General features: G+C 67.1%; 13 protein-coding genes. All 13 read left to right on the forward strand.

What is annotated here, in order from left to right:
- On the forward strand, positions 1-1,893 hold the full coding sequence (gene tssF / locus BMW87_RS14755; protein WP_093077079.1) for a type VI secretion system baseplate subunit TssF: 1,893 nt from the start codon (positions 1-3) through the stop codon (positions 1,891-1,893).
- A complete protein-coding gene (tssG, locus tag BMW87_RS14760) occupies positions 1,890-2,954 on the forward strand; it encodes a type VI secretion system baseplate subunit TssG (RefSeq protein WP_256216773.1) in 1,065 nt (354 codons plus the stop codon). The genes tssF and tssG overlap by 4 nt, the downstream gene beginning before the upstream one ends.
- Complete coding sequence (gene tssH / locus BMW87_RS14765) at positions 2,951-5,656, forward strand: type VI secretion system ATPase TssH (protein WP_093077081.1); 2,706 nt, start codon at positions 2,951-2,953, stop codon at positions 5,654-5,656. Before tssG ends, tssH begins: the two co-directional genes overlap by 4 nt.
- A 337-nt stretch (positions 5,657-5,993) precedes the next feature.
- Positions 5,994-8,801 (forward strand): type VI secretion system Vgr family protein, encoded by a 2,808-nt coding sequence (locus BMW87_RS14770; protein WP_093077082.1) that lies wholly within the window; start codon positions 5,994-5,996, stop codon positions 8,799-8,801.
- 12 nt (positions 8,802-8,813) lie between these two features.
- Positions 8,814-11,411 carry a DUF2169 family type VI secretion system accessory protein gene (locus BMW87_RS14775; protein WP_093077084.1) on the forward strand — a complete coding sequence of 866 codons (2,598 nt, stop codon included), beginning with the start codon at positions 8,814-8,816 and terminating at the stop codon, positions 11,409-11,411.
- The gene (locus BMW87_RS14780) at positions 11,408-12,460 is read left to right on the forward strand and encodes a pentapeptide repeat-containing protein (protein ID WP_093077086.1); all 1,053 of its coding nucleotides are present in this window, start codon (positions 11,408-11,410) and stop codon (positions 12,458-12,460) included. The genes BMW87_RS14775 and BMW87_RS14780 overlap by 4 nt, the downstream gene beginning before the upstream one ends.
- A 52-nt stretch (positions 12,461-12,512) precedes the next feature.
- Positions 12,513-13,127, forward strand: a complete 615-nt coding sequence (locus tag BMW87_RS14785) for a DUF3540 domain-containing protein (protein WP_093058751.1) — start codon at positions 12,513-12,515, stop codon at positions 13,125-13,127.
- 21 nt (positions 13,128-13,148) lie between these two features.
- Positions 13,149-13,544 (forward strand): DUF4150 domain-containing protein, encoded by a 396-nt coding sequence (locus tag BMW87_RS14790; RefSeq protein WP_093058752.1) that lies wholly within the window; start codon positions 13,149-13,151, stop codon positions 13,542-13,544.
- Positions 13,545-13,618: 74 nt separating this feature from the next.
- A complete protein-coding gene (locus BMW87_RS14795) occupies positions 13,619-15,964 on the forward strand; it encodes a type VI secretion system Vgr family protein (RefSeq protein ID WP_093077087.1) in 2,346 nt (781 codons plus the stop codon).
- Positions 15,965-15,967: 3 nt separating this feature from the next.
- A complete protein-coding gene (locus tag BMW87_RS14800; protein WP_093077089.1) occupies positions 15,968-16,444 on the forward strand; it encodes a DUF6484 domain-containing protein in 477 nt (158 codons plus the stop codon).
- A 17-nt stretch (positions 16,445-16,461) separates the two neighbouring features.
- Positions 16,462-17,511, forward strand: coding sequence for a DUF2169 family type VI secretion system accessory protein (locus BMW87_RS14805; RefSeq protein ID WP_093077090.1), 1,050 nt, complete (start codon positions 16,462-16,464; stop codon positions 17,509-17,511).
- Positions 17,512-17,568: 57 nt separating this feature from the next.
- Positions 17,569-18,642 carry a hypothetical protein gene (locus tag BMW87_RS14810; RefSeq protein ID WP_143062580.1) on the forward strand — a complete coding sequence of 358 codons (1,074 nt, stop codon included), beginning with the start codon at positions 17,569-17,571 and terminating at the stop codon, positions 18,640-18,642.
- Between the two features lie 3 nt (positions 18,643-18,645).
- Positions 18,646-19,611 (forward strand): DUF4150 domain-containing protein, encoded by a 966-nt coding sequence (locus tag BMW87_RS14815; protein WP_093077093.1) that lies wholly within the window; start codon positions 18,646-18,648, stop codon positions 19,609-19,611.

Consider the following 19,611-nt stretch of genomic DNA (forward strand, 5'->3'; position numbering starts at 1 on the left):
ATGGACCCTCGGCTGCTGAGCCTGTACGAACAGGAGCTGCGCTACTTCCGCGAAAGCGCTTCCGAGTTCGCGCGGGCATTTCCAAAGATTGCGCATCGACTTGGCATCGAGGGCCAGGAAGTGGCCGACCCGTATGTGGAGCGGCTCATCGAGGCAACGGCGTTTCTTTCGGCACGGGTGGGCCTGAAGCTCGACGCCGAGTACCCGCGCTTCACGGGCCATTTGCTCGACATCGTCTATCCGCACTTTCTTTCGCCCACGCCGGCGATGGTGGTCGTGTCTTTCGTGCCCGACCCCGACGACGCGAACCTTGCGACCGGCCCCACATTGCCGCGCGGCAGCGGACTGCGCGCACGGCAGGCGGTGGGGCAGAACACGCATTGCGAATTCCGCACGGCCAATGCGCTGCGCATCTGGCCCATCGAAGTGCAGCGCGCGCAGTACTTCACCTACGCGCCCGACCTGCCGCTGAACACGCACCCGCAATCGCGCGCCATCCGCGGCGGCTTGCGCATTGCGCTGCATGCCACGGCCGGCCTGAACTTCAGCCAGATCGCACTCGACGATCTGGTGCTGCACTTCGGCGGTGCCGAAGACGTGGCCTGGCAACTGCACGAATGCGCGCTGGGCCAGCCCATCGGCGTGCTGGTGCGGCCGCTCGCGCCCAGCGGCGCGCTGCAAGGCGTGGCGCAGAGCCTGCCCGCCAGCGCCATCGGCGCGGTCGGCTTCGAGGAAGACGAAGCGCTGCTGCCCACCACCGCCACCGGCTTCTCGGGCTTTCGGCTGCTGCAGGAGTACTTCGCGTTTCCGCAGCGCTTCCAGTTCGTGCGCATCGGCGGGCTCCAGGCGCTGCTCGCGGCCATGCCGGTGACCGACGTCGAAATCGTGCTGCTGTTCTCGCGCGGCGACGCAGCACTCGAAAAGCTGGTGAGCGCCGACAACGTGCAGCTGCACTGCGTGCCCGCCGTCAACCTGTTCAGCAAGCGGCTCGACCGCGTGCCCATGACCGAGGGCGTGAGCCAGTTCCATCTGGTGCCCGATCGCACGCGCCCGCAGGACTTCGAGGTGCACACCATCACCGAAGTCATCGGCCACGGCGCGCCCGGTGCCGATGCGGTCGCGGCCGAGCAGCCTTTCAGGCCTTTCTATTCGGCCTTTCACGGCAGCCGCAACAGCCACCCGGCCTACTTCACGACCACGCGCGAGCCGCGCATGCTGTCGGTGCGACAGCGCACCGAGGGCAACCGCAGCAGCCACATCGGCTCCGAGGTCTACATGCAGATCGTCGATCCGCAGCAGGCGCCGTATGCGGCCACGCTGCGGCAGCTGGCGGTGACGGCGCTGTGCACCAACCGCGACCTGCCGCTCTTGATGCCGCTGGGCCGCGAGAACGACTTCGACTGCGTCGATTCATTTCCCGTGCAGCGCGTGCGCATGGTGCGCGGGCCGTCGCGGCCGGTGTCGCCGGTGGTGAGCCAGGGGCTGGGGTGGCGCGTGGTCGATCACCTTGCGCTGAACTACCTGTCGCTTTCCGACAGCACGCCGGAGCAGGGCGCGGCCGCGCTGCGCGAAACGCTGATGCTCTATGCCGTGCATGCCGACGAGATGCGCCAGGGCCAGGTGCGCGGCCTGCTGTCGGTGAAGTGCAAGCCGGTTGCGCGCCGCCTGCCGCTGAAGGGGCCGATCGCTTTCGGGCGCGGGCTCGAAGTGACGCTCGAAGTCGACAAGGACGCCTTTCATGGCCACAGCGCATTCCTGTTCGGGGCCGTGCTGGCGCGCTTCCTGTCGCGCCATGTGGAGGTGAACCATTTCGTCGAGACCGTGCTGCGCATCGCGGGCAAGGGCGAGACCATGCGCTGGAGGCCGCTGTGCGGGACGCGACAGATTCTGTGAGCACCCGCGTCGACAACGCGCTGCGCGGGTGGTCCGCGGAGCCGTGGTCGTTCGACTACTTCGCGGTGATGCGCCGGCTGGAGTCCGTCGCGAAGACCACGCCGCGCTGGGGCCGCGCGCTGCTGCCGAGCGCCGAGCCGGTGCGCGTGGGGCAGGAGCCATCGCTGTCGTTCGCGCCCGCGAGCTTCAGCCGCTTCGAGCCCGCCACAGCCTATTCGCCGCCGCGCCTGCGCCAGCACTTCTTCAGCTACATCGGCCCCAATGGTCCGCTGCCGGTGCACCTGAGCGACTTCATTCGCGAGCGCAGCCTGAACCACGGCGACCCGACGTGGCTGGCCTTTCTGGACAGTTTTTCGCACCGCTTCTCGCTGCACTTCTATCGCGCGTGGGCGCAGTCGCGTCCGGCCGTGGCGCTCGACCGGCCGGGCGAAGACCGCTTCCGCCTGCAGGTCGGTGCGCTGGTCGGCATCGGCACGCCGGGCCGCGTGGACCGCGACGAGATCCATGACGACGCGCGCCTGCATTTTTCGGGCTGGCTCGCGCGCCGCGTGCACAACGTGGAAAGCGTGGAGTCGGTGCTGTGCAGCTACTTCGGCGTGCCCGTGAAGCTGGAGCGCTGGGTCGGCCACTGGATGAGCCTGCCGGTGGCAGAGCTCACGCGGCTGGGGCAGGGCGAGAGCTCGCGTTCCATGGGCATGGGCGCCATGCTCGGCACCCGCGCCTGGGACCGCCAGCACCGCGTGCGCCTGCACCTGGGCCCGCTCACGCTGGAGCAGTACCGGATGTTCCTTCCCATCGGCAATGCGCGCCCCGTGCTGCAGCGCTGGATGCAGCAACTGCTCGGCGACGAGCTCGAGTGGGACGCCGAGCTGGTGCTCGAGAAGGCGCAGGTTCCGCTCACGCGCCTTGGCGACGCGAAGGGCAATGCACCGCGCCTGGGCTGGGTGTCGTGGCTCGGGCAGCGCAAGCGTTCGCGCGATGCGGCGGACGTGCGCATCGGCAACCAGTCTTTCAACAAACCCATCTTCATTCGTTCAGAAGAGATACGGAGTCCCTCATGAGTGAAATCAGCCGCACCGCCCTTTTCGGCAAACTCAACTCGCTGGCCTACAAGGCCATCGAAGGCGCCACCGTGTTCTGCAAGATGCGGGGCAATCCGTACGTGGAGCTGGAGCACTGGTTCGCCCAGCTGCTGCAGGCGCAGGACTCCGACCTGCACCGCGTGATCCAGCACTACGGGCTCGACGTGTCGGTCATTGCGAAAGACATGACCACCGCGCTCGACCGCCTGCCGCGCGGCGCCACCGCCATCAGCGACTTTTCTCCGCACATCGAGAACGCCATCGAGCGCGCGTGGACCTATGCCACCCTGCAGTTCGGCGAGGCGCAGGTGCGCACCGGCTACATCCTGGTGGGCATGCTGAAGACGCAGAGCCTGCGCAACCCGCTGTTCGGCTTGTCGAAGCAGTTCGAGAAGGTCAAGGTCGAAGACCTGGCCGACAACTTCGCAAAAATCTGCGATGCCTCGCCCGAAGCACAGATGCGCGCGCAGGACGGCACCGGCATGGGCAGCGGCGCACCCGGCGAAGACTCGGGCGCGATGGCTCCAGCCGCCATGGGCAAGGGCGATGCGCTGAAGAAGTTCGCGGTCGACCTCACCGAGAAGGCCAAGAAGGGCGAGATGGACCCGGTGACCGGCCGCGACGAAGAGATCCGCCAGATCGTCGACATCCTCATGCGCCGCCGCCAGAACAATCCGCTGCTCACCGGCGAGGCCGGCGTCGGCAAGACGGCCGTGGTCGAAGGCTTTGCGCAGCGCCTCGCACGCGGCGACGTGCCACCGCAGTTGAAAGACGTGAAGCTGCTCACGCTCGACATCGGCCTGCTGCAGGCCGGCGCGAGCATGAAGGGCGAATTCGAGCAGCGCCTGCGCCAGGTGATCGACGAGGTGCAGAGCTCGCCCACGCCCATCATCCTGTTCATCGACGAGATCCACACACTGGTGGGTGCGGGCGGTGCGGCAGGCACGGGCGACGCGGCCAACCTGCTGAAGCCGGCCTTGGCGCGCGGCAACCTGCGCACCATCGGTGCCACCACCTGGGCCGAGTACAAGAAGTACATCGAGAAAGACCCGGCGCTCACCCGTCGCTTCCAGGTGGTGCAGGTGCCGGAGCCCGACGAGACCAAGGCGATCCTGATGCTGCGTGGCGTGGCCAGCGTGCTGGAGAAGCACCACCGCGTGCAACTGCTCGACGAGGCCATCGAGGCGGCCGTGAAGCTGTCGCACCGCTACATTCCCGCTCGCCAATTGCCCGACAAGGCCGTGAGCCTGCTCGACACGGCCTGCGCGCGCGTGGCCGTGTCGCAGCACGCGACGCCGCCCGAGGTGGAAGACTGCATGCGCCGCATCGAAGGGCTCACGGTCGAGCAGGAAATCATCGGCCGCGAAGAAGCCATCGGCATCGACGTGACCAAGCGCGCAGCACAGGTCACCGCGCTGCTGGCCGAATCGAAGGTGCAGCTCGATGCGCTGAATGCGCGCTGGCAGGAAGAAAAAGGGCTGGTCGACCGGCTGCTCGAACTTCGCAGCAAGCTGCGCGCGGGCAACAAGCCGGTGGATACGCCTGCTGCTGCCACCGATGCGGCATCAGCCGCGGCAGAGCCCGCGCACGACCGAGCCGCGCTGCTCGCCGAGCTGCACGAGCTGCAGGCCAAGATCCACGCGGTGCAGGGCGAGTCGCCGCTCATCCTGCCTTCGGTCGACGAGCAGGCCGTGGCCTCGGTGGTCGCCGACTGGACCGGCATTCCCGTCGGCCGCATGGTGAAGAACGAAGTGGAGGCGGTGCTCAAGCTCGCCGACACGCTCAACCAGCGCGTCATCGGCCAGAAGCACGGGCTGGAAATGATCGCGCGCCGCATCCAGACATCGCGCGCGCGGCTCGACAACCCGCAGAAGCCGATCGGCGTGTTCATGCTCTGCGGCACCTCCGGCGTGGGCAAGACCGAGACCGCGCTTGCGCTGGCCGAGGCGCTGTACGGCGGCGAGCAGAACATCATCACCATCAACATGAGCGAGTTCCAGGAGGCGCACACCGTCTCCACGCTCAAGGGCGCGCCTCCGGGCTACGTGGGCTATGGCGAAGGCGGCATCCTGACCGAGGCCGTGCGCCGCCGCCCTTACAGCGTGGTGCTGCTCGACGAAGTCGAGAAGGCCCACCCCGACGTGCATGAGATCTTCTTCCAGGTGTTCGACAAGGGCTGGATGGAAGACGGCGAGGGCCGCATGATCGATTTCAAGAACACGATCATCCTGCTGACCACCAACGCCGGCAGCGAACTGGTAATGAGCATGTGCCGCGACCCCGAGTTGCTGCCCGACTCCAACGCGTTGGCCGATGCGCTGAAGGCGCCGCTGATGAAGGTGTTCCCGCCCGCGCTGCTGGGCCGCATCGTCACCATTCCCTATTACCCGCTGTCGCCCGAGATGATGAAGAAGATCGTGCGGCTGCAGCTGGGGCGCATCAAGAAGCGCGTCGAGACCAACCACGGCGTGCCCTTCGAGTACAGCGAAGCGGTGGTCGAGCAGGTGGTCGCGCGGTGCCAGGACCCGGAGTCGGGTGGGCGCGTGATCGACGCGATCCTTACCAACACCGTGCTGCCTACGATTTCTGTCGAGTATCTGCAGCGTCTGGCCTCTGGTGGGGAGATCCGCCGTGTTGCGCTGGACGTGAAGGATGCGGACTTCACTTACGCGTTCGACTGAGATGTCGTCTTGCTCTTTTATTCGCTGCGCTGGTTCGGGGTGCGATCACGCCGATGGGGTGCCTTGCTCCGCGAATGTCCCCCGGCCTGCGGCCTCCTCCTTTATTTCGCTGCGCAAGGCACCCCATCGGCGTGATCGTTGTTCGCATCGGTGGTTGATCGGCCAGCACCACAGCCGCGTCCATGTGCGAATGGCACCGGGTGCTCCCCGCAGCGAAATAAAGGAGGAGCCGAAGGCGGGGGACATTCGCGGAGGGGAGTACCCGGTGTCATTCGCACGCACCCCGAATGTCTTCCTGACTGACTGACTGACACGCCACCACCATCAAGAGAAAAAAATGGCCGACCACGAGTTCCGCATAGAAAGCGATTCACCCGCGAAGGACGACCTGATGTTCTGGCGCATCGTCGGCCACGAGGCGCTTGCGCGTCCGTCGGCCTACGAGCTTACGGTGATCTCGCAGAACAAGGCCATCGAGGCCAAGGACATCCTCGGGCATGCCTTCGACGTGGTCATCGAGTTCCAGGACGCCGACGGCGGCACGCATGAGCGCCATTGCCAGGGCCATGCCGTGCGCTTCGTGCGCGCCGGCCACATGGGACGGCACTACGAATATCGCATCACCCTGCGCTCGTGGTTCTGGCTGCTCACCAAGCGCGCCAACTCCCGCATCCTGCAAGAAAAGAAAGTTCTCGAAGTGCTCGATGCCGTGTTCGAGGACAGCCCCATCAAGCGCTTCAAGAAAACCAAGGCCGACAACGTCGTAGGCACCCACAACCCGCGCCGCTACTGCGTGCAGCACCAGGAAAGCGACTACCAGTTTCTCTCGCGCCTGCTCGAGGACGAAGGCATCTACTACTGGTTCGACGCGCACGACGCCCCCGGAACCATGCACCTTTCGGACGCCAGCGACATGGCGCACGACAAGCTGCCCGCTGCCGACACCCTGCGCCACATGGCCACCAACGCCGCCGAGCCACGCTTCAACGAAATCTCGCGCTGGGTCAGCGGGCGCCAGTTCGACACCGGCAAGCATGCCTCGCGCGACAGCGACTTCAAGGCCATCAAGAAAAAGCTGGGCGCCGACATCGACGCCTCGGACGACCACGAGCTGGCCAACCTGGAGCTGTTCGAGTTTCCGGGCGGCTACTTCACCGGCGACGAAGCCGAGACCCGCGCCAAGCTGCGCGGCGACGAACTCAACGCGCGCCGCGACCGCCACTGGGCCGTGACGCCGTGGCCCGACGTCACCGCCGGGCGCGGCTTCAAGTACGAAGGCGACCCCGACGGCACGCGCAACGGCGACTACGTCATTGCTGCCTGCACCTTCGTCGCCAGCCACCGAGGCTACGAGGGCGTGAGCGCCAGCGCCGCGGCGCGGCCCGTGCACAACGCGCTGGCCGACGTGCTGCGCGACGACGCGGTGAACGCCGACACGCTGCCTGTGCTCGAAGAGCTCATCGCCGCCACGCCCGCGCTGGCCGCCGCGCAGACCGGCAACAGCATCTTCCTGCTCACCGTGATGCCGGCCGATCGCCTGTTCCGTGCGCCGCGCCTCACGCCGCGCGTGACCATGCCCGGCCCGCAGACCGCCATCGTCGTCGGCCCCAAGGGCGACGAGCTGCACGTGGACGACCACGGCCGCGTGAAGGTGCACTTTCACTGGGACCGCTACGACGAGAGCAACGAGAAGTCGACCTGCTGGGTGCGCGTGTCGCAGCCCTGGGGCGGCAAGGGCTGGGGCGGCTACTTCATTCCGCGCATCGGGCAGGAGGTGATCGTCGACTTTCTCAACGGCGACCCCGACCGGCCGATCATCGTCGGGCGCGTCTACAACGACGAGCAGCCCATTCCGTACAAGTCGCCCACGCAGAGCGGCTTCAAGACCCGCTCCACGCCCGGCGGCGGCCCTGCGAACTACAACGAGATCATGTTCGAGGACAAGAAGGGCGAGGAGAACATCAACATCCACGCCGAGCTCGACATGAGCCGCAGCGTGGAGCGCGACGACTCCACCACCGTCGACCGCGACCAGACCATCACCGTCAAGCGCGACCAGACCAGCCTGGTAGACCGCGACCGCAAGAGCACCGTCACGCGCAACGACACCAACATGGTGGTGGTCGACCAGAAGAACACCGTCAAGGGCAAGCAGAACAACCAGGTGGTTGGCACTCGCACCACCTTCGTCGACAGCGACGACAAGACCATGGTCACGGGCACCAGCCTGAGCGACGTGACAGGCGCGCGCACCGACACCTCGCGCGCCGGCGAAACCCGCAACGTCACCGGCAACCAGACCATCACCGTCAGCGGCAACGTCACCTACAAGGCCGCGAAGATGAGCTTCGAGGCCGCCCACATCGACTGGCTGGTGACGGGCTCCAACTCCAAGTACATCACCGTGCCCAGCGGCCCGCTGGGGCTGATGGCCGACAAGATCAAGCTGATAAGCAACACCAAGATCGAGATGATGGCGGTGGGCGACATCAACGCCACCTCCATCGGCTCGAACACCACGGTGCTGGGCTCCAACTCGAGCGGCTATATCGGCACCAACAGCGAAGCCAACATGGGCGTGACCCGCTCGACCTTCATCGGCATGAGCATCGAGAACGCGCTGGCGTTGGCCATGGCCAACGTGCTGGGCGTGAACATCGAGAACACGGCGGGCGTGAAGCTGACCAACTGCGCGGCGCCCGACATCGCGGCGGTGGCGATGGATGTCAAGCAATCGGCGCTGCACACCTTCACGCCGGGCGCCGGTGGCGCGGGCGCCGGGGCGGCCGCGGTGGCCGGCGGCCTGGCCGCCGTGGCAGGCGCCGCCTCGGCCTATGTCGACATCGGCGCCACGCTCAAGCAGTACGCCGATGCGGCCGAGGCCCTGGGCAAGGCCGCCGACGACGCGCATGCCGAAGGCCTGCACAGCCTGGAAGACCGGCTGCGGTCGCTGGCGGGCAAGGCCAGCAACCGGCGCTTCGACGCCATCCTCGGCCTGGTGCCGATCATGGGGCTGGGGTTGCCGATCGCGGAGGTCTTTACCAGTGACCCCAGCGGCACCGCCGATCTCGGCAAGGTCAACAACGCCGTCGAGCCCGACGGCTCGGCCCGGCCGCCCGCAGAGCGCGAGCCCGAAGACGACTAGCCGGGGCGCCGAATGCAAGTCCTCAAGCCCCAGGCGCTCGGCCTCTCGACGCGGCCCATCGAGTTCCGCAAGCGGTTCGGACTCAGCGTCAGCGCGTACCTGCACCTGCCGTTCGCGCAGGGCGAGCGCGGCACGCTGTGGGCCGAGCAGTCGATGTGGTCCTTTCTTGCGAAGGAAATGGCGCAGCCGCTGATCGACGAAGGCGTTGCCAAGCTCACGCCCGAGTTCCTGGTGCACGGCAAGGCCTTCGCGCCGACCGACCGGCCCGATGCCTGCGCGGTGCGCGCGCGCTTCGGCGCGTGCGAGAAGACGCTGCTCGTCTTCGGCGAGCGGCACTGGGAGGGCACGCGCGCCACCGCGCCGCAGCCCTTCGAGTCGCTGCCGCTCGACTGGGCTGCCGCATACGGCGGTGCCGACTTCGCGCAGAACCCGCAAGGACGGGGCCGGCAGGCACGCGACGGCGTCCTGTGGCTGCCGAACACCGAGTTGCCGCAAGACCGCCTGCTGAGGCCCGACCAGGCCATTGCGCCGGCCGGCTTCGGCGCGCTCGACCTGATGCATCCGCAGCGCGCGCAGTACCGCGGCACCTACGACGCCGACTACCTGAAGCTGCATGCGCCGGGCTTTGCGCCCGACACCGACTGGCGCTACTTCAACCTCGCGCCTCCCGACCAGTGGATGGCTGCGCCTCTCGCCGGCGACGAGCCCTTCGCCTTCGACAACATGCACCCGCAAAAGCCGCGCATCGAAGGCCGCCTGCCGGGCCTGCGCGCGCGCGTGTTCGTCGGCTACAGGATTGCCGGCAGCAGCGAGCCCAAAGTTCGGGAGGTGCCGCTGCGGCTGACCACCGTGTGGTTCTTCCCGCATGCGGAGCGCTGCATCGCGATCTTCCAGGGGCTGGCCGAGGTCGGTACCGACGACGGCTCCGACGTGGCCAGCCTGATGGGCGCGGTAGAGCGCACCGGCGAGCCGCGCAGCGACGCGCATTACCTTGAGGCCGCCGCGAAGCGCGCAGACCCGAAGATGGGCCCCGTCTACGCCATCATCGACAGCGACCTGCTGCCCGAAGGCATCAGCACGCTCGACCCCGACGTGGAAGCCGCCAAGGCGCCGTTCGGCATGGACGGCCTGCAGGGCGAGGCGCAGTATCGTCGCGCGGAGATGGATGTCGAGTTCGCGCGCGACAAGGCCGTGGAAATGGGCAAGGACCCCGACGCGCTCGGCATCAGGATGCCGCCGCGCGAGAAGGTGCCGGTGGGCGATGAGCTGCCCCCGTACCTCGAGAAGAAGATGAAGGAGGCCAACGCGCAGGGCTGGGCCGCCGTCGAAGACGCCTTGACCGTGCTCGAGAAGGCGCTGGAAGCGGCGGAGCAGAACCGCATCGACCTCGCCAAGGTGCAGCACCGCGGGCCGCCGCTCTACAACGCCGAGAGGCATCTGGCCGAGATGCAGGCGCAGGCGGCGGGCAGCACCCGCAAGGTCGACCTGACGCCGATGTTCCCCAAGCTCTGCGAACTCGAGGAAGTGCAGCGCAAGGGCTACCTGCAGTCCGCGCATGTGCAGCCGCCGGCCTTTGCGATGCCGGCCGATGCGGCAGCGGTATTGCGTGCGGAGATGACGTGCGCCATCGCGGCCGGCATCAAGCTGTTTTCGCGCGCCAACTTCACGGGCGCCGACTTTTCTGGCCTCGACCTGCGCGAGGTGAACTTCGAAGGCGCATGGCTGGAGAGCACCAACTTCAGCAATGCCAATCTCTCGGGCGCCACTTTCGCGGGGGCGGTGCTCGCGCATGCGAACCTCGAAGGCGCCATTGCCATCGGTGCCAGCTTTCGCGAGGCCAACCTTGGCAAGGCGCGGCTCGCGCGCGCCGTGTTCGACGGCTGCGATTTCTCGCAGGCCATGCTCATGCACTGCGCCTTCGGCGGCACGCAGATGCGGCGCGCCAACTTCACGAAGGCCCAGCTGCTCGAAACCACCTGGGGCGAGGCGGACTGGACGGGTGCATTGCTCGCGGGCCAGGTCTTTCACAGGCTCGACCTGAAGGGCATGCGCTGGCCCGAGGCCGACCTGTCGGCCTGCAACTTCATCGAATGCGACCTCACGGGCGTGGACATGCACGACGCCACGCTCGCAGCCGCCACCTTCGTCACCTGCAAGCTCGACGCCGCCCGGCTCATGGGCGCGAAGTGCGCCGGCGCCGTGGCCGTGAAGGGCACCAGCCTCGCCGATGCCGAGATGGGCCTGGCCGACCTGCGCAACTTCAACTTCGGCGCTTCGGACCTGCGCGGTGCGAAGCTGGTGCGTTCCGTGCTCGACGGCGCCAACCTCTGCGATGCGCGGCTCGACGGGGCCGACCTGCGGCTGGCCAGCGCCAAGGGCGCACTGATGCGCAAGGCCATCTGCACCGGAGCGCTGCTGTCGGGCGTGAACTTCAGCGACGCGGTGTTCCAGTCGGCCGACCTGCGCGGTGCCGACCTGCGGCGCAGCAACCTCTTCGGTGCCGACCTCAGCCGCGTGCGGCTCGACGGATCGACCAGCTTCGACGGCGCGTTGCTCCAGCGTGCGCGCACGTGGCCGAGGCTCACTCCTGAACAGCAGGCTGCAGCATGACACCGCAACTGCTCGCCATTGCCGTTGGCGTCGGGGAGACGCTGGAAGGTCTCGACCTGCGCAAGGGCCAGTTCGCGAAACTGCTGCTGGGCGGCGGCGTGTTCTCCAAGGTCAACTTCGCCGAAGCAGACCTGCGCGCAGCAGACCTGCGCGAGACCGTGTTCGACCAGTGCGACCTGCGCGGCGCTCTCGTCTCGGGCGCGAACCTTCGCAAGGCCGTGTTCAACCGCTGCCTGCTCGACCACGTCGATCTGCGCAAGGCCAACTTGCACGGCGCGGTGTTCACCGAATGCGACCTGACGCACGCGCAGCTGGCCGGCGCCGTGCTCACCATGGCCACCGTCGCGAAGTGCCGGCTCGACCACGCGGTGCTGCGCGGCGCGCAGCTCGACTCGGCGGTGTTCAGCCAGTCGGTGCTGCTGGACGTGTGCGCCGACGACACCAGCTGGCACTACACCGCGGTGAACGAGTGCGACCTGTCGCACCTCACGTGGACCGGCGCGCGCATGCTGCGCAACGTGTTCTTCAAGACCTCGCTGAAAGGCATGTCGTTCGCGGGGCTGGAGCTGGAGGGTTGCCAGTTCTCGTCCACCGATCTGGGTGGCGCGGACTTCAGCGGCATCGTGCTGCGGCAGTGCAACTTCCAGGGCGCGCGGCTCGATGGAGCGAAGTTCGCGAAGGCGGTGGCGCCCTCGTCGATCTTCTGCGAGGCGGGCGGCACGGGGTGCGACTTCTCCGGCGCGAAGCTGAGGCAGGCGCTGTTCACCGGGGCCGTTCTGCCGCAGGCCAACTTCTCGGGCTGCGACCTGTACCAGACGCACTTCGCGGGCGCGAAGCTGCGCGGCGCCAACTTCACGGGCGCTGAACTCACCTATGCCGATTTCCGCCATGCCGACCTGGGCACCGCCGACCTGCGCCACGCCACGCTGATGCGCACCGTGCTGCATGGCGCCAATACGGAAGACGCGCAGATGACCGACCGCGCACGCGCCATCGAGAGCGACCCGGAGCTGGAGAAATCCGAGCGCTGGCAGCCGCTGGTCGCATGACGCCACATCGCAGCCACACCACATCGAAGCCAAGCAACGGAGGAAAAACACCATGAAGACAAGCAGCCTGAAACCAGCGCCCGCCCAGGCCATCACCGGCCAGTGGTGCGTCGGCGTGCTCGGCCTCGACGAGGTCGGGGCGCTCGTCGTCGACAGTGGCGGCCTGCGGCTTCGCACGCGGCGCGCGGCGAGCTGCCTGCTCGAACCTGCCGCTGGCGACAGCGTTGCCTGCCTGCGCATTGCGCCCGACGAGGTCTGGGTCATGGCCGTGCTGCAGCGCGAGGAAGGCACTGCCAACGTCGTCAGCTGCGAAGGCAACAACATGCGCATTGCCGTGGAGGGCGGCCGGCTCGAACTCGCGGCCGAAGAGCTCGACGTGGCCACCCAGCGCACGCGCCTGGCCGCCGACACCGCAGACGTCGTCGGCCGCCAGCTCACCGTGGTGGGCACTGGCATCAAGCTGGTCGGCTCGGTGCTGTCCTCGGTGATGGACCGCGTGCAGCATTTCAGCAAGCACTACCTGCGCACCACCGACGGCATCGACCGCGTGGCGGCCACGCATCTGGAGTGCGAGGCGAAGCAACTGCTGCGGCTCGAAGGCGAGCACACGCTGGTGAACGGCCGCGAGCTCATCAAGGCGCGCGGCGCGCAGATCCACTTCGGCTGAAGCGAAAAGGGAGAACAGGAAATGTTCGCCAACTGCCAGCTGATGGGCACCGACATGGGCTTTCCCGATGTCTGCATCACGCCCGCTGCGCCGTCGCCCATTCCGGTGCCATATCCGAACATCGCGATGGGGCCGATGGCGATTCCGAACTGCCCCACGATCCTCATCATGGGCGGGCCGGCGCACAACCTCGGCACCACCATTCCCATGACCAACGGCGACAACCCGGGCGTGATGCTGGGCGTGGCCTCGGGCACGGTGATGGGGCCGAGCCGCCATCTCACCGGCGCCTTCACGGTGCTATGGATGGGCATGCCCGCGTCTCGGCTTACCAGCACGTCGCTGCAGAACAGCACCAATTGCCCCGGTGTGCGCACGGTGCCGAGCCAGCCGCTGGTGCTGTTGCTGGCGCCGTAGGCGGAGGTAGCTGCGCGGCCGCACGGCGGTGCGGCTCGCGAGGGAGGGGAACGCAAAAAAAAGGGACGGGAAGCATGGCCGATCACAAGTTCAGCATCCAGGGCGATTCGCCCGTAGTCGACAAGCTCATGTTCTGGCGCATCGTGGGCCACGAGGTGCTGGCGCGCCCCTCGGCCTACGAACTCACGGTGTTGACTGACAACGAGAGCATCGATGCCGCGGACGTGCTGGGCCGCTCCTTCGACGTCGTGATCGAGTTCGCCGATGCCGACGGCGACACCCACAAGCGGCACTGCCAGGGGCATGCCGTGCGCTTCACGCGCGTGGCACAGAGCGGGCGCTTCCTCGAATACCGCATCAGCCTGCGCTCGTGGTTCTGGCTGCTGAGCAAGCGCGTCAACGCACGCATCCTGCAGAACAAGCCGGTGCTGGGCGTGATCGATGCCGTGCTCGACGACAGCCCCATCGGCAGCCTCAAGAAGCTCAAGGCGGGCGGCGTGGTCGGCCCCCATGAGCCCCACGTGTACTGCGTGCAATACCGGGAGAGCGACTACCAGTTTCTTTCGCGCCTTCTGGAAGAAGAGGGCATCTACTACTGGTTCGACGCGCACGACGCGCCCGGCACCCTGTACCTGTCGGACAGCAGCACGCTGGCACACGAGAAACTGCCCGTTGCCGATACGCTGAACCATGCAGAGCGCGGTGCGTCGGAAGGGCGCTTCAACGAGATCACGCGCTGGATAAGTTCGCGCCAATTCGAATCGGGCAAGTTCGCGTCGCGCGATCGCGACTTCAAGGTCATCAGCAAGCAGCTGCGCGCCGACAAGGGCGATCCCGACACGCACGAGCTGTCGGACCTGGAAGTGTTCGAGTTCCCGGGCGGCTATCAGTCGGGCGACGACACCGACAACCTCGCGCAGCTGCGGCTCGACGAGCTGATCGGCCGGCGGCAGCGCCATTGGGCATTGACCAGCTGGCCCGACGTGACAGCCGGGCGCAGCTTCGCGTTCAAGGGCGATCCCGACGGCAAGCGCGACGGTGACTACCTGATCGCGGCCTGCACCTTCGTCGCGAGCCATCCCGGCTACGAGGGCGCGAACTTTCCCGAGAGTCGGCGTTCGATCGACGTCGTGCTGCACGACGCGCTGGCCGACGACCCCGTCAACACCGGGCTGGGCGAACTGGTGGGCGACCTGATCGCCGAGACGCCGGCGCTGAGCACCGGCCAGCGCGCGAGCAGCAGTTTTTTGCTCACGGTGATTCCGCTGAACACGCCCTGGCGCCCGCCCCGCCTGACGCCGCGCGTCACCATGCCCGGCCCGCAGAGCGCCATCGTCACGGGCCGCAGCGGTGAGCAGATCTGGACCGAGGAGCACGGCCGCGTGAAGGTGCAGTTCCACTGGGACCGCTACGGCAAGAACGACGAGAACAGCTCATGCTGGGTGCGCGTGTCGCACCCCTGGGCCGGCAAGAGCTGGGGCGCGATCAGCATCCCGCGCATCGGCCAGGAAGTGATCGTCGATTTTCTGGATGGCGACCCCGACCAGCCCATCATCGTCGGCCGCTTCTACAACGGCGAATCGATGGCGCCCTTCGGCCTGCCGGCCGGCGCCGTGGTGAGCGGCATCAAGTCGAACACGCACAAGGGCAAGGGCTACAACGAACTGTCGATGGACGACACCGCCGGCAAGGAGAAGGTGACCATCCACGGCCAGTACGACATGAACACCACGGTCGAGAACAACCAGACGACCACAGTGCACAACAGCCGCACCGACACCATCGACGTGGACGACTCGGAGAGCGTGGGCAACAACCAGAAGCAGCACGTGGGCGTCGACCAGACCGTGTCGATAGGCTCCAACCGCAGCGAGACGGTGGGCGGCACCGAGACCATCGTCATCACCGGCCATCGCACGGAGACCGTGAACGGTGGCGAGACCGTGACCGTCAACGGCGGGCGCAGTCATACCGTGAATGGCATGCAGACCACCACCATTTCTGTGGCCGAGGCGCACACCGTGGGCGCGGGCCGCATGCACAGCGTTGGCGCGGGCGAGGCCATCAACGTGGGCGGCGTGCAGGCCGTGAGCGTTGGCGGCGCGCAGATGGTCAGTGTGGGCGGCGTGCAAAAGGTGAGCGTGGGCGCGCTGCAGTCGATCTCCGTGGGCGGTCCGCACAAGCTGTCGGCAGCGGTGATCTCGGAGACATCGAAGGGGCCGATCAAGATCAAGGCGGGCGCGATCTGCATGGTCGAGGCGCCCACCATCATGCTCAAGGCGGGCGGCAGCAAGATCGTCATGAACGCCAGCGGCATCACCATCAAGGGCGCCAAGATCACCATCAAGGCCGACGGCAGCGCGTCGTTCAAGGCTGGCGGCTCGATCAAGATCAAGGGCTCCAACCTGGGGGAGGACTGAGCCGTGGAAGACCACACCGATCTCCAGAGCGCGCGCAGCGTGCTGCACAGCGTGGCGGCCTGGTCGAAGCTGTCGGGCCAGGGCGTGGCGGTGGCCGCCTTTGCCGGCTTCGATGCCGAGGGGCGCTTCCTGGTCACGCTGGGCGATGGCATGACGCCGGTGCAGGCGCTCTCGACAGTGGGCCTGGCGCCTGGTGATGCAGGCGCGGCGATCGTCGTGGCCTTCGAGCAGGGCGAGGTGCGGCACCCGGTCATCGTCGGACGTGTGCAGCCGCTGCGCACCGAAGCGCCACCGGCACTCGATGCGCGCGTGGATGGCGAGCGCGTCGTGCTGCAGGGGCGCGAGCGCATCGAGCTGCGCTGCGGCGAGGCCAGCATCGTCCTCACGCGTGCGGGCAAAGTGTTGATCAACGGCAACTACGTGCTCACGCGCTCGCGCGGTGCGAACCGCGTCAAGGGTGCCTACGTGGGCATCAACTGACGAACGAGGCACACCCCATGTGGCAGCTCGAAAACCGCACACCCTATGCCGCCGAACGCACCTGGGTGCGCGACCGCGACGGAGCGGAGATCTGGCTCGTGGCGGTGAAGTGCAGCTTCGATATTTCGCCCGATGGCGAGACGAGCGTTGCCCCCGAACAACCACCCGTCGCGCAGGCGCCCGTCTTCGTCGACGAGGCCGCGCCGCAGCCCAGCCTGCTCTACGAGATGGACCTGGTTCGCACCAAGCTGACGACCGACGTGCTGTTGATCGGCAATGCGCATGCGCCCGGTGGAGTGCCCGTGACGCAGCTCGATGTGGGCCTGCGCGTCGGCCCGATTGCCAAGCGGCTGCGCGTGACCGGCGACCGCGTGTGGCTCGGCGGCGCGCCATCGGAGCCCGAGCCTTTCAGCACCATGCCGCTGGTGTGGGAGCGCGCATACGGCGGTGTCGATCCGTGGACGCGCGATGCGCCGTTGCCGCAGTTCGACGTGCGCAATCCGGTGGGCACGGGCTTTGTGATGGAGGCTGCGCATGCGGAAGGTGTGCGACTGCCGAATATCGAGTATCCGGATCAATGGGTGCGGGCGTGGAGCGACCGGCCGGAGCCTGCGGGCTTCGGGCCGCTGTGCAATCACTGGCAGCCGCGCGCGAGGTTTGCGGGGACGTATGACGAGGTATGGCGGAAAGGGCGACAGCCGTTGTTGCCGGTGGACTTTGACGACAGGCATTACCAGTGCGCGGCGGGGGATCAGCAGGCGCCACAGTTTTTGCGCGGAGGCGAACCAGTGGCGTTGATTAACGTGTGGCCGCATGGAGAAGTGCTGTGCTTCGAGTTGCCGAGGGTGATTTTGGGCCTCGAGAGCTTTTTCAGCGATGGCAGACGGCGGCTGCACGAGCGAGCGAAGTTGCATACCGTGATCGTCGAGCCCGACCTGTCCCGTGTCTCACTCGTATGGCAAAGCGCGTTGCCATGCCATGCCTCGGTCAACAAGTTGCAGAAAACGCGCATTGTCGAAAAAAGACTCGTGCGGCTCGGTGCGGTTGCGCGGGAGGAGGTGGCCTAGGATGCGCATTCCAGCTAAATTGCGGCCCGCAACGCGACGTACGGCGGAGTCACCGGGATGAGCTGCGCCGACCCACCGCTGTACCTTTCAGCCCTCGGCGCGAGCACCCCCGTCGGGCGCAACGTGTGGACGAGCGCCGCCGCTGCACGTGCCGGCGTTTGCGGCTTTTGTGAGCATCCGTACATGGTGGATACGGCAGGCGAACCGATGCGCATTGCGCGTGCTCCCTGGATCGATATCGAGGTCGAAGGGGTGGAGCGCTACGCCGAACTTTTGCTGCCCGCGATCGACGAGGCCATGGCTGCGTGGCATGGCGCGCCCGCGCACATCGGCCTCGCGTTGGCGTTACCGCCTCAGCGGCCCGGTCGACCGGCGTCGCTGGCCGGCGATCTGTTGGCACGCATTGAGCACCGGCACCCGGGCCGCTTCGGGCGCGCGCTGGCGTTCGAGAACGGCCACGCTGGCGGACATCTCGCGCTCGACGCGGCCGTTAGGAGTTGTGCTGCCGGGTCGATCGAGGCGTGCATGGTTTGCGCCGTCGACTCCTATCTCGATCCCGAAACGCTGGACTGGATCGAGGCATGCGATCAGCTGCACGGCGGCGGACCACTGAACAACGCATGGGGCTTCGTTCCGGGTGAGGCGGCAGGTGTGGCATTGGTCGGCGGTGCTGATTTTGTGCAGCGTCACGGCCTCGCCCCGATGGCGGCCATCGATGCCGTTGGCATCGGCCACGAAAACAAGGTGCCCGGCAGCGATGAGCCGATCACGGGTGAAGGGTTATCGCAGGCCTTCAGGGCGGCTCTGGCCGAGCTTGCGAACGGAGCGTGCATCGATAACGTGGTGTGCGACATGAATGGCGAGGCTTGGCGCGCCGATGAATACGGATTCGCCGTGCTGCGCGGCGGCGACCGTTTTCGAGCTGCCACTGCCTTTATCGCACCGGCCGATTGCTGGGGCGACGTGGGCGCGGCGGGCCTGCCGCTGCACATGGCACTGGCAGCCATCGGTCACCTCAAGCGCTATGACAAAGGGCCGCTGTCGATGGTGTGGGGAAGCTCGGCGTCAGGCGAGCGCGGCGCGGTACTGCTGCGCGCGGGATCTTGGCGCGTGGCCGGAAGCGAAGGCTGAGCCATGCCAGTCACCATCCAGGTCAATGGAACGACGCTGTCGCTGGTGCACAAGTTCAGCACTGGCCTTACGACCGCAACCATCCCCGACGTGTGCAAAACCCCGAGCCCGGGTGGCCCCGTCCCAGTGCCGTACCCCAACATCGCGAACTCGATCACGCTCTCGGATGGCACCAGCACTGTCAAGGGCGACAAGGCGATGGCCGCCAACAAGGGCTCGAAGTTCGCACTGTCCAACGGCGACAATGCGGGCGTGGCGGGCGGCGTGAAGTCGAGCACCTTCATGAAGGAGGCGACTTGGATCCTCTACTCCTTCGACGTGAAGATGGACGGCAAGAGCGCTTGCCGCTTGAGCGACAAGATGTTCCACAACGCCGAGAACGCGGCCAACCTGTCGGGCTGCGTGAATCCACCCATTGCTGTGCCGGACTTCGAGGAAATTCTCAAAGACTGCATGAACAAGGCCTCTGACGATTGGGAGAACGACAACGGTCCGACGGACTACAAGAAGTTCTGCGCCTCGTCCAGCCGACGGCAGGCGCGAGGCGAAAAGATCGGACAGGACGCTTCGGATTGCGTGGCCAGTGCGATGGCGGCGCAGGGTCGCTCTAACGAGGTGGCTCTCGATCAGTCATTCCGCAACGTGCGCGGCGGGGGACCGGGTGCCATCCAGGCGGTCGGCGCTCCCGGGCAAGTGGTGGCCAACACGGTGCGACCTGACGTGGTGTTGCATGCGCCTGGCCCGCTGTCAGCGGTCAGCGCGGCTCGGGCCGTCTACGACTTCAAGGCACCTTGCCCACCCGGGTCCAACAGCCCGAGCTGGTCGGGCAATCAGGGGGCCGACTACCTAGCCACCTTTCGCGTGGTCGCGAAACTGGTGTCACCATACAACGCGCTGATCGCGGGCAGCGCAAGCACTGCGTTGCGTGTGGCGGCGCAATTGCTGAACATCCGGCTGCCCTTCCGCTAA

Origin of the sequence: Variovorax sp. OV084, assembly GCF_900111625.1 — a bacterium.
In the GTDB taxonomy this organism is placed as follows: domain Bacteria; phylum Pseudomonadota; class Gammaproteobacteria; order Burkholderiales; family Burkholderiaceae_C; genus Variovorax.

What these genes read in the sequence shown, in the direction of transcription:
- tssF (WP_093077079.1), top strand. Translation starts at nt 1, where the DNA reads ATGGACCCTCGGCTGCTGAGCCTGTACGAACAGGAGCTGCGCTACTTC.
- tssH (WP_093077081.1), top strand. Translation starts at nt 2,951, where the DNA reads ATGAGTGAAATCAGCCGCACCGCCCTTTTCGGCAAACTCAACTCGCTG.
- BMW87_RS14770 (WP_093077082.1), top strand. Translation starts at nt 5,994, where the DNA reads ATGGCCGACCACGAGTTCCGCATAGAAAGCGATTCACCCGCGAAGGAC.
- BMW87_RS14775 (WP_093077084.1), top strand. Translation starts at nt 8,814, where the DNA reads ATGCAAGTCCTCAAGCCCCAGGCGCTCGGCCTCTCGACGCGGCCCATC.
- BMW87_RS14780 (WP_093077086.1), top strand. Translation starts at nt 11,408, where the DNA reads ATGACACCGCAACTGCTCGCCATTGCCGTTGGCGTCGGGGAGACGCTG.
- BMW87_RS14785 (WP_093058751.1), top strand. Translation starts at nt 12,513, where the DNA reads ATGAAGACAAGCAGCCTGAAACCAGCGCCCGCCCAGGCCATCACCGGC.
- BMW87_RS14790 (WP_093058752.1), top strand. Translation starts at nt 13,149, where the DNA reads ATGTTCGCCAACTGCCAGCTGATGGGCACCGACATGGGCTTTCCCGAT.
- BMW87_RS14795 (WP_093077087.1), top strand. Translation starts at nt 13,619, where the DNA reads ATGGCCGATCACAAGTTCAGCATCCAGGGCGATTCGCCCGTAGTCGAC.
- BMW87_RS14805 (WP_093077090.1), top strand. Translation starts at nt 16,462, where the DNA reads ATGTGGCAGCTCGAAAACCGCACACCCTATGCCGCCGAACGCACCTGG.
- BMW87_RS14810 (WP_143062580.1), top strand. Translation starts at nt 17,569, where the DNA reads ATGAGCTGCGCCGACCCACCGCTGTACCTTTCAGCCCTCGGCGCGAGC.
- BMW87_RS14815 (WP_093077093.1), top strand. Translation starts at nt 18,646, where the DNA reads ATGCCAGTCACCATCCAGGTCAATGGAACGACGCTGTCGCTGGTGCAC.